This window comes from Nocardia amikacinitolerans, from assembly GCF_900215415.1.
GTDB classification, from domain to species: domain Bacteria; phylum Actinomycetota; class Actinomycetes; order Mycobacteriales; family Mycobacteriaceae; genus Nocardia; species Nocardia amikacinitolerans.
The window spans coordinates 38,673-53,249 of the sequence record NZ_OBEG01000006.1 but is presented as its reverse complement, the minus strand read 5'-3'; the positions used below and the strand labels follow the sequence as shown (position 1 = coordinate 53,249).

Here is a 14,577-nt window from a genome sequence, read left to right as displayed (position 1 = left end):
TCGTGCGAGACTGGCCCGGTGAGGCGTCAGCGAGTGGAGGGCATGTCGTGACCGAGCCGAAGAAGACACTCGAGCCGCCCGAGCGCGGAGATGTGATCGGCATCGGACTGCTCTGGCTGGCCAAATGGTCGCTGTGCATAGTCGCGATCGCCGCGGGCGCCTGGGTGCTCGGCTTCCTCGTCGCCCGCCTGTGGGTGGTTGTACTGCCGGTGGCGCTGGCCGTCGTCGTCGCCACCGTGCTGTGGCCGCCGACCCGGTGGTTGACGAAACACGGTCTGCGGCCCGCGCTCGCCGCGTCGCTGTCGATACTCGGCTTCCTCGGTCTGCTCGCGGGAGTGATCGCGCTGATCGTGCCCTCGGTGGTGGATCAGGCGCCGGAGTTGGCCGACAAGGCGACCGAGGGCGTCAACCGGGTCCGGCACTGGTTGCAGGGCCCGCCGCTGAACGTCCGCGACGAGCAGCTCGATTCCGCGGTGGACGCCATCGTCTCCCGGTTGCAGTCCAGCGCCGAGCAGATCGCGACCGGCGTCTTCAGCGGCGTCACCACCGCCACCTCGGCGCTGGTGACCCTGTTCCTTGTGCTGGTGCTGGCGTTCTTCTTCGTCAAGGACGGGCCGCGCTTCATGCCCTGGCTGCACAGCGTGACCGGGTCCCGCGGCGGCAGGCACTTCGAGGAGGTGCTGAGCCGGATCTGGGTCACCCTCGGCGGTTTCATCCGCACCCAGGCACTGGTCAGCCTGATCGACGCGGTGTTGATCGGCGCGGGCCTGGTGATTCTCGGCGTCCCGCTCGCCGCGGTGCTCGCCGTGCTGACCTTCCTCGGCGGCTTCATCCCGATCGTCGGAGCGTTCGTCGCAGGCGCGCTCGCGGTGCTGGTCGCGTTGGTCGCCAACGGCGTGACGACCGCGTTGATCGTGCTCGGCATCATCCTGGCCGTGCAGCAGCTGGAAGGCAATGTGCTGCAACCGGTGTTGCAGAGCCGAAGCATGCAGCTGCACGCGGTGGTGGTGCTGCTCGCCGTGACGGCGGGCGGCTCGCTGTACGGCATCGTCGGCGCGTTCCTCGCGGTGCCGGTCGCCGCCATGGTCGCGGTCGTGCTGCGTTACGTGGGCGAGCAGATCGACGAGGCGACGCAGCCGCCGGAACCGGACGACGAGACGGAGACCGAACCCGCGCGGTGAGCCCCGCGACGCATGACGCTGTGGCAGTGTGGGTTTCATGAAGACGATCCTGATCACGGGGGCGACGTCGGGTATCGGTCTGGAAGCCGCGCGGCAACTGGGCGAAGCGGGCGATCACCTGATACTCGTCGGACGCAATCCCGAGAAGCTCGACCGTGCCGCACGACTGGTCCGCGAAGCGGGCGCGGGACAGGTGGACACGCTGGTGTGCGATTTCGCGAGCCAGTCCGCGGTGCGCGAGCTGGCCGGAAAGGTGCTCGCGAACTACGACCGCCTCGACGTGCTCGCCAACAACGCGGGCGGCTTCTATCCGCAGCGCGTCTTGACCGACGACGAGATCGAGGCCACCTTCGCGGTCAACCATCTCGGCGGCTACCTGCTCACCGAGCTGCTGCTCGACCTGCTGCGGCGCAGCGCGCCCTCGCGCATCCTGTTCACCTCGTCGGTCATGCACTACGGCGCCAACCTCGATTTCGACGACCTGAACATGTCGCGCGGCTACTCCGGCGAGAAGGCCTACAGCCAGTCCAAGCTGGCCAACATCCTCTACGTGCGCGCGCTGGCGCGGCGGCTGGAGGGCACCGGGGTGACCGTCAACGCCTTCCACCCCGGTGCGGTGGCGACCGGGATCTGGGACGCGATGCCGTGGTGGGGCAGGCCGTTCGCGGCGATCGCCAAGCGGCTCTTCATGCTTCCGGCCGCCGAGGGCGGGCGCAGGCTCGCCTATCTCGCCACGGCGCCGGAACCCGCCGAGCACAGCGGACGCTATTTCCAGAACAACGCGCTCAAGACTCCGTCGCGCCGCGCTCAGGACGACGCGCTCGCCGAGCGATTGGACGAGGTGAGCGCCCGACTGGTGGGGCTCTGAGGGTCCCCTGTTCGCTCGGGGACCGGGAAGACCTCAGCGGTTCGCGAGCACGGTACTGCCCAAGAATTCGTCGATGACCGCCCAGCTGGCCGCCTCCGGCCCGGCGACGAGCCCGAGGTGGCTGGCGCGCGGCACTTCGACATAGCGGGCCTCGGCCGCGCCGGTGAGCACCCGCACGCCCGGCGCGACCGTGGCGGCGGGCGCGATGTTGTCCGAGGGACTGCCGACGAGCAACACCCGGCAGCTCACCTTGGCCATCTCGATCACCCGATCCGGGCCGAGCGGGATACTGCCCTTCGCCATGTGGTTGCCGAGGATCATCAGCCGGTGGTTCTGCCGGTACAGGCGGCCGGGATAGCCGGGCATCCGTCCGATGAACCGGTCGATCGCCTCCATCCGCGCCAGGGCCTCGCTGCGACCCAGATTGCGGGCGATGAACCACGGGCGCATGAGCTCCCGCGGCAGCGCCATGCCGCGGAACCCGAGCTGCACGGCGAACGCCGGAATGCCGCCGAACAACGCGGTGGACCAGGCGACTTCGCGGCCACCGGTCACGCGGGCGAGCAGCCGGGATGGCGCGAGCATCGGGTGGCGCCGGTAATCGATCGGGGTGCCGAGCGCGGTGACCGAGGCGATCGGCAGGTCCGCGTGCTCGGCGGCGGTGAGCAGCGCCAGGGTGCCGCCGAGCGACCAGGCGATGACATCGACCTCGGCCCCGCCGTGCTCGGCACTGACCCGGGCGATGGCGGTCGGGACGATGTCGTCGATCCACTCCTCGAAGCCCAGATTCCGGTCCGCGAACGTGATCCGGCCGTAGTCGACGATGTAGGGCGCACGCCCGGTGTCGAGCAGGAACTGGGCCAGGCTCTGCCCTTGGCGCAGATCGAAGCAGGAGCTGTGCACCGCGAGCGGCGGCACGAGCAGAACCGGGTTGCCGGAGCCGTGCGCGCCCTCGTAGCGGCGCAGCTGCCGGTGCGGCTCGTCGTAGAGCACCGTAGAGGGGGTCGGGTTGGCGGGTTCGACGCCACCGCCGAAGGTGAGCGCCCAGCCGTTGTCGAGCGCACGCGCCAGCTCGGTGAAGATCACGCTTTTCCTCAGTGCACGGATGGATTCGAGTCGATCGCCGGATCGTTCCCAGCAGCACCGAGTGTAAGTAACTGTTACTCGAAGTTACAATTTAGGTGGCCGATTTCACCGGCCGCTCCCCGCCCCGGCGACGTGCGCGCCCGACTGTCGGGTGACGCGATGGCGGGCGACGAGTTCGATGGTGACCGCGACGGCGCAGGTCTGGGCGAGCAACAGACCCGAGAGCACCAGGATCTGGACCGCGCCCGCCTGGATGGCCGAGCCGCTGGCGATCAGCACGCCGACGAACGCACCGGGCAGCGTGACCAATCCGACCGTGCGGGTCTGGTCGACGCCGGGCAGCAGCGCGTCGACGGCGGTCGGGCGGATCACCTCCAGCCGCGCGTCCCGCTCGGTGAAGCCCAGGCTCAGCGCTGCTTCGACCTCGCCGCGCCGCTGGTCGACCACGTCGAGGGCGCGCCGCGCCGCCAGCGACGTCGCGGTCATGGCGCCGCCGAGAACGATCCCGCCGACCGGCACCACCGCCACGCCCGTCATCGGGACCACACCGCTGAGCAACATGGGCGGCAGCGTCGCTCCGACGCCAGCGCCAAGCGCCAGCGCCAGCCCCGGCGCGGACTTCCCAGCACCCGAGCGCCGCGCCGAGGTCACCACCGCGGCGACGAACATGACGGCGAGCACCAGGATCGCCGACCACAGGTTGGCCAGCGCCGCCGCCAACACGAGCGCGACAACCGCCAATTGCACGGCGCCGCGAAGAGCCGCGCGGGGCGCCACGAACGGTGAACCCAGCCGCGCCACCCGATACACCGCGGCCGCCCCGATCGCCAGCGCGACGCACAACGCCGCGAGGCCGAGGTCGGGCCGTATCACCGCGTTCATCCGTGCTCCGCGAGGGCGCTCACCGTCCAACGATCACACACGAGGTGACCGCCGCGCAGCCGTTGAACGGGCCCGCCGCGAACCCCTGTCACCGGCCTTCGTCGCGGATTACCATGCAATGTGGGCTCGCAATGCAGTTGCCCCTCGCCGATCGCTCGTCCGCTTCCGGAGGAGGACACATGTCCTATCCGCTTCCCGCGAAGGTCTGTCTCACCGGCCAGGGTTGCCGCTGCCCCTCGGTCACCGTCTTCCTCGTCGCGGAACCCCTGATGCCCGGCGGGAACATCGTGCATCTGCTGGAACAGGCGACCGTCGACGATCCCGACGCGCCGCCGCGGCCCGATGTCGCGCTCGTCGACTCGCTCGAGACGCCGACCGTGCCCGGCCGCTCCGAACCATCGATCCACGCCGAGCTGCGCCCGTGCAGCACGCACCTGCCCGACCCCGACCGGCTGCACGCGATCCTGCACGACCACCTGATCATCGATCCGTTCGGACTCGATCTCGGCGACCGCGCCGAGGTGGCCCGGCTGGCGCTGCTGCCCGAACGCCGCATCGGCTTCCGCCGCAGCGAGGACTTCCAGGCCGAGTCCATCCGGCAGGCCATGCTCGCGGTCTACCGGCACTTCGCTCTCGACCAGCGCGCGCCGCTCGTCTACCACGGCTTCGCGGACCCGACCACCGGTTGGTTCGCCCTGCGCACCGCGTACGCCTGAGCCGGCACCCCGTTTCCTGAGCCGCCGCGCGGAGCCACCCGCGAGCCCGGACGTGATCCACAGCGCAGTGCTCCGAACCATTCGCGCACCACGGACCTGAGGCAGCACCGCCCGGCGCTCAGGACCGGTCACCTGGCGCGCGTCACCGCGGGTGTGATCGCGAAGTCGAGGCCGAAGTTGTTGAGGGTCAACGGAAGTGTGCTTTCGGGCGACAGCGACGGGGTGGAGCGAAGCCGGTAGTCGGCGGCGTCCACCAGGTGGGCGAGCAGGGTGCTGGTGGTGAAGAGCACCAGGTTGCGGCCGGGGCACACCGCCGGGCCCGCGCTGAACGGCACCAGCTGCGGGTACTGCTCCGCGAGTCCCTCCAACCACAGGTCGGGGGCGAACCGGTCGGCGAAGGGCAGCAGCTCGGTGTCGCGATGGAACGCGGAGACCACGATCATCAGCGCCGCGCCGCCCTCGATGGTGAACCGGTCCGCGCCTGTCCGCCACTGGGTGTCCTCGGTGATGTCGCGCAGGATGACCGGCGTCGTCGGCCAGAGCCGCACCGACTCCAGGACGCAGGCACGCAGGTAGTCGCGGGTCTGCGGGGTGTGCGGGTCCACGGCGTCGGCGGTCGCCCGGGCGTGCTGATCCGGATGGGTGGCCAGCAGCGCGAGGGCTCGGCTCGTGGCGATCCCCGCCGCGTCGAATGCGAAGAGCCAGTGCGGAATCTGACCGACCGGATCCACCGCGCCGCCCGCCGCGGTCGCCGCCAGCGCGCCGACCAGGCTGTCCGGATCGGCCGCTTCCGCATAGCGGTAGAGCCGTTCGGTGAAACGATCCCGCCGTCCGCGCTGCGGCAGCGCGAGGAACGACCAGTTGGCGGCCGAGCGCAGCTTCCACAGTTCGTCGGTGATCGCCTCGTCGTCGCGTCCGCGCCTGCCGAGCACCAGCCTGCGGACCAGCCGCCACCAGTCCGCGGTGAACTGGTCGGCGTTCAGGTGGCCGCGGCGCAGCGCCGACGCGGTGAGGTCGCGTGCCTCGTCGGCGATGATCTCGGCGAACGGTTCGGCGAGGCGATGCAACGGCGCGGAGGTGTCCAGCGCCGCCTCGTTCACCGCCCGCCGCTGCGCGCGCACCGGCCCCTCCGAGAGCAGCACGCCGTGCGGCTGGAATTGGCGCAGCGCGGCGCGCTTCTCGCGATTGGCGGGATCGAACGGCCGCGGCGCGTCCGCGAGCACCCTTCCGACGTCGTCCGGGTCGAGCACGATCACGACGCGACGGCCCGGCAGCACCAATTCGACTGGGCCCGCGCCGAATTCGGCGCGCAACCGGCGCATGCGCGCCACCGCGCGCCGATCGGCCTGCGTCCGTTCCAGCACGCCCATGACCGCGCGTCTGCGGGCGATCACCCCCGAGGCGATCGATGCGAACCCCAGGTCGGCCAAAGTCGCGAGCGCTCGCGCACCCACCAGCCGGTTGCCGTGTGTGCCTGCCATACAGCCTCCTCCCGCTTCGCTGCCCTCCGCGAGGGCTGACGTCGAGCGCGTACCCGAGGCCGCCGGGCCGAAACGGGCGACGCGCGCGTCGAACCGCCCGCCGCTACGCCCGCAACTCGGTGGAGATCGCGCCGACGAAATCGCTCAGATCGCCGGGCGCGCGCGAGGTGATCAGCGTCCAGCCGTTCTCGGGCGAGCGCACCACGGGCTCGTCGACCCACGCGCCGCCCGCGTTGTCGACATCGGTGCGCAGCGAGTGGTACGAGGTCAGCGTCTTGCCGCGCAGCAGATCCGCCTCGACGAGCAGCCACGGCCCGTGGCAGATCGCGGCGACCGGCTTGCCCGCACCGGCGAATTCCTTGGCCAGCGCGACGGCGCGATCGTCGGCGCGCAGCTTGTCCACGTTCACGGTGCCGCCGGGGACCACGAGCACGTCGAAGTCGTCGGTGTCCACCGCGTCCAGCGCGGCGTCGGGCGAGACCACCTCGTCTTTGTCCACGTCGTGCCGGAAGGTCTGCACCGCCTCCGATTTCGGCGCCGCGTGGGTCACGCGCGCGCCGCGTTCGCGTAGTTCGTCGCGCGGTACCAGCAGCTCGTCGTGCTCGACGCCGGTGTTCGAGGTCACGACCAGCACCCGCGCACCGTCCAATTCAGCCATGAGCAACTCCTCTCGCGATCGCTGCACCCCTCCCCTGGTCGGCATGCCGCGATTCCCCGCCGTTAAACATTCGCCGCACCACCGCACCGCGCCCGCTCCGCACCACCGCCGACCTCAGGAGCACGAGTTGCGCACAGCCGGAACGAAGGCGCTACGCCTGGATCACCCCGCGGACGCGGGCTCGCTCCAGATGTCGGGACGCACCACGCGCCTGCTGCGCCCGCGCGGATCCAGGATGTGCCCGAACAGCTTGTCGTGGCGCAACGTGACGGTGCGCTCCGCGATGCGCAGCGCGGGATGGGCGGCTGCCAACCCGGCTTCCAGGCGCGGGATATCGGCCAGGCTGTGCAGGTTGGCCTGGATGAGCAGGTTGTGACCGCCGCTGATGGCGGCGCAGTTGCGGGTCTGCGGAAGCCGGACGATCGCGTCGCCGATCTCGGCGAGCCGATCCGGCGGCACGTCCAGCCACAGGGTCACCGCGACCGGCCAGCCGCCGAGCGGGCGGGCGAAATCGCAGCGGAACTGGAGCAGGCCGAGCCGGGTGAGCCGGTCCAGCCTGCGCTTCACCGTCGAGGCGCTGGCGCCGACCACCGTCGCCAAGTATTGGTGCGAGGCCCGGCCGTCCATGGCGAGCTGGGCGAGCATCGCGCGGTCGGCGTCATCGATGCTCACCGCACGCACCGGCGCCGACGGTGGCGGCGGCGGGGTGTCCAGTTCGGCGCGTTGGTCGGGTGCGAGCGCGTCGATGCGCCAGCGGCCGCCCTCGGTGAACATGTGCGTGACGATCCGCGCCCGCACCGCCGCGACGTGCGGGATGGCGGGCAGCACGTCCAGCGTGTAGTGCGACATGGTGGCCAGATCGCGCGCGCCGACGGTGGCCAACAGGTTGTAGGTGCCCGCGCACCGCTCCACGGTGACCATGTGCGGGTGCTCGCACAGGCTGCGGCTGACCGCGGCCGCGGCGTCGGCGGTGCAGCCGATCTCGACATAGGCGACGGTGATCTGGTCGAGCAGCCGAGGACCTGGCGAAGGACTCACCCAAGCCACCCCGCGCCGGGTGAGCCGTTGCCAGCGCCGGGCCACCGTCACCGGATCGACGCCGAGCGCGTGCCCCAGTTCCGACCAGGAACCGCGCGGTCGCAGTTGCAACGCGTTGATCAGGGCGAGCTCGTCCTCGCTCAGGAGTGCGGCGTCATCCTGCATCAGCGGTTCCCATCGTGCCTGATTCCTGCATTCTAGTCGCGGCGAGTGACCGGGCCCGCATGCTTTCTCCCGGCGGCGCGGTGCAGCGCCCGAAGACGAAAGGGCAACCCGAATGGCCTTCGCCGATTACCAGAACGAGATCTACCTGCGCGGGCTCGGTGGCGTGCAGCCGACGCTGCCGATGTCCTTCGCCGAACTCGAGGCCAAGGCGCAGTCGGCGCTGCCGCCCTCGGTGTGGTCGTACGTGGCGGGCGGGGCCGGTGACGAACGCACGCAGCGCGCCAACGTGACCGCGTTCGACCAGTGGGGACTCGTGCCGCGCATGTTCGTCGGCGCCGCCGAGCGCGATCTCTCCGTGGAACTGTTCGGAATGCGCTGGCCCGCACCGGTTTTCCTCGCCCCGATCGGCGTGATCGGTCTGTGCGCCCAGGACGGGCACGGCGATCTGGCGACCGCACGCGCGGCGGCGCGCACCGGCGTCCCGATGGTGGCCTCCACGCTGTCGGTGGATCCGCTGGAGCAGGTGGCCGCCGAAATGGGTGACACGCCAGGCTTTTTCCAGCTCTACACACCCACCGACCGGGATCTCGCCGCGAGTCTGGTGAAGCGGGCCGAGCAGGCGGGGTACAAGGGCATCGTCGTCACGCTCGACACCTGGATCACCGGCTGGCGCCCGCGCGATCTCGGCGTCTCGAACTTCCCCCAGCTGCGCGGGCACTGTCTGGCGAACTATTTCACCGATCCGGTGTTCCGCGCGGGTCTGCCCGGCCCGCCGGAAGAACACCTCCAGGCCGCGGTGCTGCGCTGGGTCCAGCTCTTCGGCAATCCGCTCACCTGGGCCGACCTGCCGTGGCTTCGCGAACTCACCACGCTGCCGCTGATCGTGAAGGGCATCTGCCACCCCGACGACGCGCGCCGCGCGAAAGACGGTGGCGTGGACGGCATCTACTGCTCCAACCACGGCGGCCGCCAGGCCAACGGCGGACTGCCCGCCCTGGACATGCTCGCCGAAGTCGTCGACGCGGCCGACGGCCTGCCGGTGCTGTTCGACTCGGGCGTCCGCGGCGGCGACCACATCGTCAAGGCGCTGGCGTTGGGCGCGTCGGCGGTCGGTGTCGGCAGGCCCTACGCCTACGGCCTGGCGCTCGGCGGCGCCGACGGCATCGTGCACGTGCTGCGCGCGTTGCTCGCCGAGGCCGACCTGATCATGGCCGTCGACGGGTACCGCGATCTCGGTGAGCTGACCAGGGACGCGCTGCGCCGAGTCGCCGTCTAGCCCTTGACTTCAGGTCGACCTGAACTCGCACGCTGAGGGTCGACCTGAGGAAAGGGATGAGATGACCGGTTTCGGAGAACAGGAAAGCCGCGGCTACGACCGGCGCGCCACCAAACTGCTCGGCGGGCTGTACCGGCACATCGCCGACGAGGTGGCCGCGTCCACCGGGACGGGCGAGGCGGTGCTCGACGTGGGGACCGGCCCCGGCTTGCTGCTGGCCCACCTCGCGCGCAGACGACCCGATCTGCTGTTGCACGGGGTGGACCTCTCGCCGCACATGATCGCGCACGCCCGAACCAATCTGACCGGGCACGAGGTCGAACTGTCGGTGGGTGACGTGGGTGCGCTTCCCTACCCGGACAACAGTTTCGACCTCGTCGTCTCCAGCCTGAGCATGCACGAGTGGCCGGATCCGGTCGCCGCGGCGGCCGAGCTCGGGCGGGTGCTCCGCCCGCGCGGGACGCTGGCGATCTACGACTTCCGCTTCGTGCGCGACGCGTCGATGCGCACCGCGCTGGGCGCGCGTTTCGCCGAACCGACGATACGCAGGAAGGTGGTGCGTCCGCGCGGATACCCGTTCGGGCTGTACGCGCAGTGGACCGCACGCGCGGCCTGATCGCGACGACCGGTCGAGCTTAGAGTGCTGGTATGTCCGATTCCGGGTTGACGATCGGCGAGCTGGCCGCGCGGTTCGGCCTTGCCACGCACGTGCTGCGGCACTGGGAGGATCTCGGCCTGCTCGCGCCGCGCCGCGATTCCGGCGGTCGCCGCGTGTATCGCGCGGACGACGCCGAGACGGTTGCCGTCATCCTGCTCGGCAAACGGGTCGGGCTGAGCTTGGCCGAGATCGCGCGGCTTGTCGAGAGCGCCGCGGATCGCGAAGCACGCCGCGAGCTGCTGCGCGCGCACCGCGACCAGCTGGCCGCGCGGATCGCCGCCGCCACCGCGGCGCTGCACACGATCGAGCACGCATTGGATTGCGGCGCATTGGATTTCCGCTCCTGTCCGCATTTCCGCGGCAAGGTGGACGAGGCGCTGCGGCTCGGCGTCGACGGGGTGGTCGGCCACCCCGTCGACGTTCCGTTCAGCGGGCGGTGACCGTGGTGGGCAGGCTGGCGAAACCGCGGTTGTTGGAGGAGTGGACGCGGCGCAGGTTCGCGGCGTCGATGTCGTAATCGGCGATCGTGCCGATGATCTCCTCCAGCGCGACGCGCAGTTCCAGCTGGGCGAGGTTCGCGCCGAGGCAGTGGTGGCGGCCGCTGCCGAAGGACAGCGCGGCGCCCGTGTCGCGGTCCAGGTCGAAAGTGTCGGGGTCGGTGAAGACTTCGGGGTCGCGGTTGGCCGAGGCGGTCAACAGCAGGATGCGCGCGCCCGCCGGGATGTCGACGCCGTGCAGCGAGATCGGTTCGGTGGTGCTGCGCAGCTGGGTCTGGGTGGCGGGTTCGTAGCGCATGCCCTCGGCGATCCACTCGTCGATGCGCCCGCCGAAGGCCTCGCGGCGCCGGTCGGGGTGCTGCCACGCGACGTGCCAGAGGTTGCCCAGCGTGAGCATGGTGGTCTCGATGCCGGCGCCGACCAGCAGGATCAGCACGCCGACGATCTCCTCGGGCGTCAGCCGGTCGTCGCCGTCGGCGGCGTCGAGCAGGCCGGACAGCAGATCGTCGCGGCGGGTCTTGCTCCGTTCGATGGTCAGTTCGGTGTAGTAGCCGACCAGGGTGCCGATGGCCTGCACCGCTTCCGGGCGCAGATCGGTGGACTCCTCGTCGGTGTACATGATCTCCATGCCCAGTTTGCGGATCATGTCGCGATCCGCCTCCGGGACGCCGACCAGTTCGGAAATCACGTCGGTGGGGAACGGGCCCGCGAAATCGGCCATCAGATCGAAACTTTCGCGCTCCAGCAGCGGCTGCCACAGCCCGCGCGCGATCTCCCGTAGTCGGGGCTGCAATTCCTGCACCCTGCGATTGGTGAACGCGCGGGCCACCAGTCCGCGCAGGCGGGTGTGCTTGGGCGGGTCCATCGCGACGAAGGAGAAGAACTGTTCGGCCTGCGGCCCCCAGAACGCGGGCTCCATCCGCAGTCCGTTGACGCTGGAGAATCGGTCCGAATCACGCAGTGCGGCAACGATATCGGCGTAGCGGGAGAAGGCGTAGAAGTCGTCGTCCGGGTTGTGGAAGACCGGCGCCTGCGCGCGTAGCCTTGCGTAGTACGGATAGGGATCGCGGTGGACGTCGAAATCGTACGGGCTGTACTGCAACTGCATGACGGAGCCTTCCGGGGGCCGTGCGAGTTTCACCCTCGCTACCGGTTCGCAACTCGAGCTGACATGATGACCCTAGTCGAGATGAATTGAGGGCGTGGTGGACTCGGAATCGGCGGCAGCCAGGGTGGATGTCAGTAAACCGCACCCCGCGCGCCGGTACGACTACTGGCTCGGCGGGAAGGACAATTTTCCCGCGGACCGGGATTCGGCCGACGCGGTGGCCGAGGCGTTTCCGACGGTGCGGCTCGCGGCCGTGGAGAACCGCAACTTCCTGCGCCGCGCGGTGACGTACCTGGCCGCCGAGGCGGGCATCCGGCAGTTCCTCGACATCGGCACCGGCCTGCCCACCGCGGGCAACGTGCACGAGATCGCGCAGGGCATCGCACCCGAATCGCGCATCGTCTACGTGGACAACGACCCGATCGTGCTCGTACACGCCCGTGAGCTCCTGAACAGCTCGCCCGAAGGCGCGACCGCCTACCTCGACGCCGATCTGCGCGACCCCGACCGAATCCTGACCCACCCCGACCTCACCGGCACCCTCGATCTCACCGAGCCGGTCGCGTTGATGCTGGTGGCCATCATGCACTTCATCACCGACGACGAGGCGCCCTACGGTTTGGTGCGCCAGCTCTGCGAGGCGCTGCCGTCCGGCAGCTACCTGGTGATGACGCACGCGACCAACGATCACCTCACCGACGAGGATCTCGCCGAGACGAAGCTGGCCAACAAGCGCAGCGGCGTCCCCTTCCAATTGCGCTCCACCGCCGAATTCCGGCAATTCTTCACCGGTTTCGACTTGGTGCGTCCCGGCATCGGCTCGGTGATGACCTGGCGCCCGGAAGTCTGGCGCCCGCACCCCCGCCCGGAGGCCGTCTCCATGCTCGGCGCCGTCGCCCGCATCCCCTGATCCCACCGACCCGTGCGGTGGGAGCGGTCAGGTGGCGCGGCGGGCTCGGGCGCGCCGTTTGCCTTCGTGCATGGCCTGCACCCGGGCGACCGGGATGGTGTGGCCTTCGGCGACGAGATCTTCGGGGAGGGTTTGGGGCGCGGGCATTTCCTCGGTCCACGGGTCGCGGTCGCCGAGGCGGTCGGGGGCGGTGTGGAGGGTGAAATCGGTCGGGCTCGCGTCGGCGAGGTCGGCCCAGCCGATCGGGAAGGAGACCGGGACGCCGGGGCGGATGCGGGGGCTGTAGGCCGCCACGACCGTCGCGCCGCCGGAACGGGTGGAGTCGAGGAAGACCTTGCCTTCGCGATCCTCGCGGATGAACGCGGTGGTGGCCAGGTCGGGGTCGAGGCGCTCGGCGCGGGCCGCGATCGCCCGGGTTGCCGCGGCGGCGTCCTCGATGTCGGTGCCCGCGACGACGGGAACGAACACGTGAACGCCTTTGGCGCCGCTGGTTTTCACCGCGCCCGCCAGTCCGTCGGCGGCAAGCGCCGCGCGGATCAGTTCGGCGCCCAGCACCGCGTGGCGAAAGGTCTGCCCCGGTGACGGGTCGAGATCGAGCACCAGGTGGGTCGGCCCTGCGGAGTGGTCGGCGAGCAGCAGCGTCGGGTGGTATTCGACGGCGCGCTGATTGCCGAACCACAGCAGGGTGCGCACGTCGTCGCCGAGGGCGTAGGTGACCTCGCGGCGCGCGCTCTCGGCCCAGAGCGTCACCCGGGGCACCCACTCCGGCGTGTACTTGGGCAGGTTCTTCTGCATGAACGGCTCCTGCCCCGGCCGGATCCGCACCACCGAGAGCGGTCGGTCGCGCAGCTGGTTCACCAACCGGTCACCGACGAACTCCAGGTAGTCGATCAGATCCCGTTTGGTCGCCGCCGCACCGTCGAACAGCGGCTTGTCCAGATTCGTCAGCGTGACGCCCGCGCGCATCTCGTCGCTGCCCATCGGCCCACCTTGCCCCGCGGTCTCGACGCGGTCAACCCCGCACTCTCGAGGTCGTCCTTTCGCCGACGGGTTCGCGGGACGGCACTCGACCGATGTTTCGAAGTCCTCGCGCCCGAAGGGCTGCGGGCCATTTTCTTTGCCAGCTAACGCAATTGAAAACAGATCATCCGCCGCCCCCATACGGGAGCGGCGGATGACAAGATCAATTACGGCAAATCCACTGCAATGACGGCGGCGACGCCGAGATGTCGCGACTCGGGGAAATCCAGAGGCCGACGAAGCAGTGCTCGACCGCGATCGAATCAGGCAGCGGGCTCGGCAGGCGCGGTCAGGTCGCGGACGCCGGTGATCGCCTCGATGATGTTGACGATGGCCGAGGTGCCGCCGTCGAGGGCCGAGCTGCCGGAGTCGAGCATGCTGGAACCGGCGGACGAACCGGCCGAGCCGGTGGACGAGCCAGCCGAGCCGGTGGCGAGTTCGGCGGAGCCGGTGCCGGAGCCGGTGGACTCCTCGGCGGAAGCGACCGCGACAGGGCCGAAGAACATGGTGGCAGCGACAGCGGTAGCACCGGCGGCGGCGAAGGTCTTGCGAGAGAACATGTGTGGGGCTTTCCTTTCACGGACTGGTTCGTCACGCCAGCGGCGCGCACCAACAACGTTATGAAAAAGAAATCCACAAATCCACTTCTGTGATTGTGCGAATTATCACCGTTAATAATTGGCTAACAGAGTGTTTTACCAAGGTAACGCGGTTGGCCATTAACTAGAAGTCGACTCCAGCGAAAATGTGGCGATCGGGCACATAAAAGCGATCTTGCTATTTCCGACAATACCGGCATCAAGACCATTCGGGTGCGCGGCGCGAATATCGCCACGTTCGCGTATCGGCCTGCGGCAGGGCCGATCTCGCGATGCGCCCATCGCTGCCCGTGCGGCGGGACTCGAGTGCGCGGCGCACTTCGAACCGGTGCCGCGCTTCGTCGAGCCGGTGCGGCGGCGGGTGTGTCCGGCCTGATCCGGGGGGCACGGTGGCGAACGGCACGGATGCGAGACACACTCGTGACCATGAGTTC

Annotated in this window: 15 protein-coding genes; 7 read left to right on the top strand and 8 right to left on the bottom strand. The window is 69.9% G+C overall.

What is annotated here, in order from left to right; translation table 11 throughout:
- The first annotated feature begins 47 nt into the window (after nucleotides 1-47).
- The gene (locus tag CRP45_RS24840) at nucleotides 48-1,181 is read left to right on the top strand and encodes an AI-2E family transporter (RefSeq protein ID WP_097247247.1); all 1,134 of its coding nucleotides are present in this window, start codon (nucleotides 48-50) and stop codon (nucleotides 1,179-1,181) included.
- A 37-nt stretch (nucleotides 1,182-1,218) separates the two neighbouring features.
- On the top strand, nucleotides 1,219-2,049 hold the full coding sequence (locus CRP45_RS24835) for an SDR family oxidoreductase (RefSeq protein WP_097247592.1): 831 nt from the start codon (nucleotides 1,219-1,221) through the stop codon (nucleotides 2,047-2,049).
- Nucleotides 2,050-2,082: 33 nt separating this feature from the next.
- Here the strand turns inward: CRP45_RS24835 and CRP45_RS24830 are convergent, their stop codons facing one another.
- Both CRP45_RS24830 and CRP45_RS24825 read right to left on the bottom strand, forming a co-directional pair.
- Nucleotides 2,083-3,135 carry an alpha/beta fold hydrolase gene (locus CRP45_RS24830; RefSeq protein ID WP_245910415.1) on the bottom strand — a complete coding sequence of 351 codons (1,053 nt, stop codon included), beginning with the start codon at nucleotides 3,133-3,135 and terminating at the stop codon, nucleotides 2,083-2,085.
- Between the two features lie 105 nt (nucleotides 3,136-3,240).
- Nucleotides 3,241-4,017, bottom strand: a complete 777-nt coding sequence (locus tag CRP45_RS24825; protein ID WP_097247245.1) for an ABC transporter permease — start codon at nucleotides 4,015-4,017, stop codon at nucleotides 3,241-3,243.
- A gap of 179 nt (nucleotides 4,018-4,196) precedes the next feature.
- Here CRP45_RS24825 and CRP45_RS24820 point away from each other — a divergent pair, with 179 nt between their 5' ends.
- Nucleotides 4,197-4,733 carry a hypothetical protein gene (locus CRP45_RS24820; RefSeq protein ID WP_097247244.1) on the top strand — a complete coding sequence of 179 codons (537 nt, stop codon included), beginning with the start codon at nucleotides 4,197-4,199 and terminating at the stop codon, nucleotides 4,731-4,733.
- Between the two features lie 128 nt (nucleotides 4,734-4,861).
- Here CRP45_RS24820 and CRP45_RS24815 read toward each other — a convergent pair whose 3' ends face one another.
- The 3 genes from CRP45_RS24815 to CRP45_RS24805 all read right to left on the bottom strand — a co-directional run bounded on the left by CRP45_RS24815 (nucleotide 4,862) and on the right by CRP45_RS24805 (nucleotide 8,075).
- The gene (locus CRP45_RS24815) at nucleotides 4,862-6,214 is read right to left on the bottom strand and encodes a cytochrome P450 (protein ID WP_097247243.1); all 1,353 of its coding nucleotides are present in this window, start codon (nucleotides 6,212-6,214) and stop codon (nucleotides 4,862-4,864) included.
- Between the two features lie 103 nt (nucleotides 6,215-6,317).
- A complete protein-coding gene (locus CRP45_RS24810) occupies nucleotides 6,318-6,872 on the bottom strand; it encodes a type 1 glutamine amidotransferase domain-containing protein (protein WP_067781416.1) in 555 nt (184 codons plus the stop codon).
- A gap of 162 nt (nucleotides 6,873-7,034) precedes the next feature.
- Complete coding sequence (locus CRP45_RS24805; RefSeq protein ID WP_097247242.1) at nucleotides 7,035-8,075, bottom strand: Lrp/AsnC family transcriptional regulator; 1,041 nt, start codon at nucleotides 8,073-8,075, stop codon at nucleotides 7,035-7,037.
- A gap of 112 nt (nucleotides 8,076-8,187) precedes the next feature.
- On the opposite strand from CRP45_RS24805, the gene CRP45_RS24800 reads away from it, so the two are divergent.
- The 3 genes from CRP45_RS24800 to CRP45_RS24790 all read left to right on the top strand — a co-directional run bounded on the left by CRP45_RS24800 (nucleotide 8,188) and on the right by CRP45_RS24790 (nucleotide 10,449).
- Nucleotides 8,188-9,351, top strand: a complete 1,164-nt coding sequence (locus CRP45_RS24800) for a lactate 2-monooxygenase (protein WP_097247241.1) — start codon at nucleotides 8,188-8,190, stop codon at nucleotides 9,349-9,351.
- 61 nt (nucleotides 9,352-9,412) lie between these two features.
- Complete coding sequence (locus CRP45_RS24795; protein ID WP_097247240.1) at nucleotides 9,413-9,967, top strand: class I SAM-dependent methyltransferase; 555 nt, start codon at nucleotides 9,413-9,415, stop codon at nucleotides 9,965-9,967.
- Between the two features lie 32 nt (nucleotides 9,968-9,999).
- Nucleotides 10,000-10,449, top strand: a complete 450-nt coding sequence (locus CRP45_RS24790; protein ID WP_097247239.1) for a MerR family transcriptional regulator — start codon at nucleotides 10,000-10,002, stop codon at nucleotides 10,447-10,449.
- On the opposite strand, the gene CRP45_RS24785 is transcribed toward CRP45_RS24790, so the two are convergent.
- On the bottom strand, nucleotides 10,436-11,614 hold the full coding sequence (locus CRP45_RS24785; protein WP_097247238.1) for a cytochrome P450: 1,179 nt from the start codon (nucleotides 11,612-11,614) through the stop codon (nucleotides 10,436-10,438). The genes CRP45_RS24790 and CRP45_RS24785 overlap by 14 nt on opposite strands.
- Before the next feature lie 94 nt (nucleotides 11,615-11,708).
- Here CRP45_RS24785 and CRP45_RS24780 point away from each other — a divergent pair, with 94 nt between their 5' ends.
- A complete protein-coding gene (locus CRP45_RS24780) occupies nucleotides 11,709-12,524 on the top strand; it encodes an SAM-dependent methyltransferase (protein ID WP_245910413.1) in 816 nt (271 codons plus the stop codon).
- Between the two features lie 27 nt (nucleotides 12,525-12,551).
- On the opposite strand, the gene CRP45_RS24775 is transcribed toward CRP45_RS24780, so the two are convergent.
- Both CRP45_RS24775 and CRP45_RS24770 read right to left on the bottom strand, forming a co-directional pair.
- Nucleotides 12,552-13,505: a DNA polymerase domain-containing protein gene (locus CRP45_RS24775; protein WP_097247237.1), complete on the bottom strand. Its 954-nt coding sequence runs from the start codon at nucleotides 13,503-13,505 to the stop codon at nucleotides 12,552-12,554.
- A gap of 302 nt (nucleotides 13,506-13,807) precedes the next feature.
- A complete protein-coding gene (locus tag CRP45_RS24770) occupies nucleotides 13,808-14,104 on the bottom strand; it encodes a hypothetical protein (protein ID WP_097247236.1) in 297 nt (98 codons plus the stop codon).
- Nucleotides 14,105-14,577: the final 473 nt, after the last annotated feature.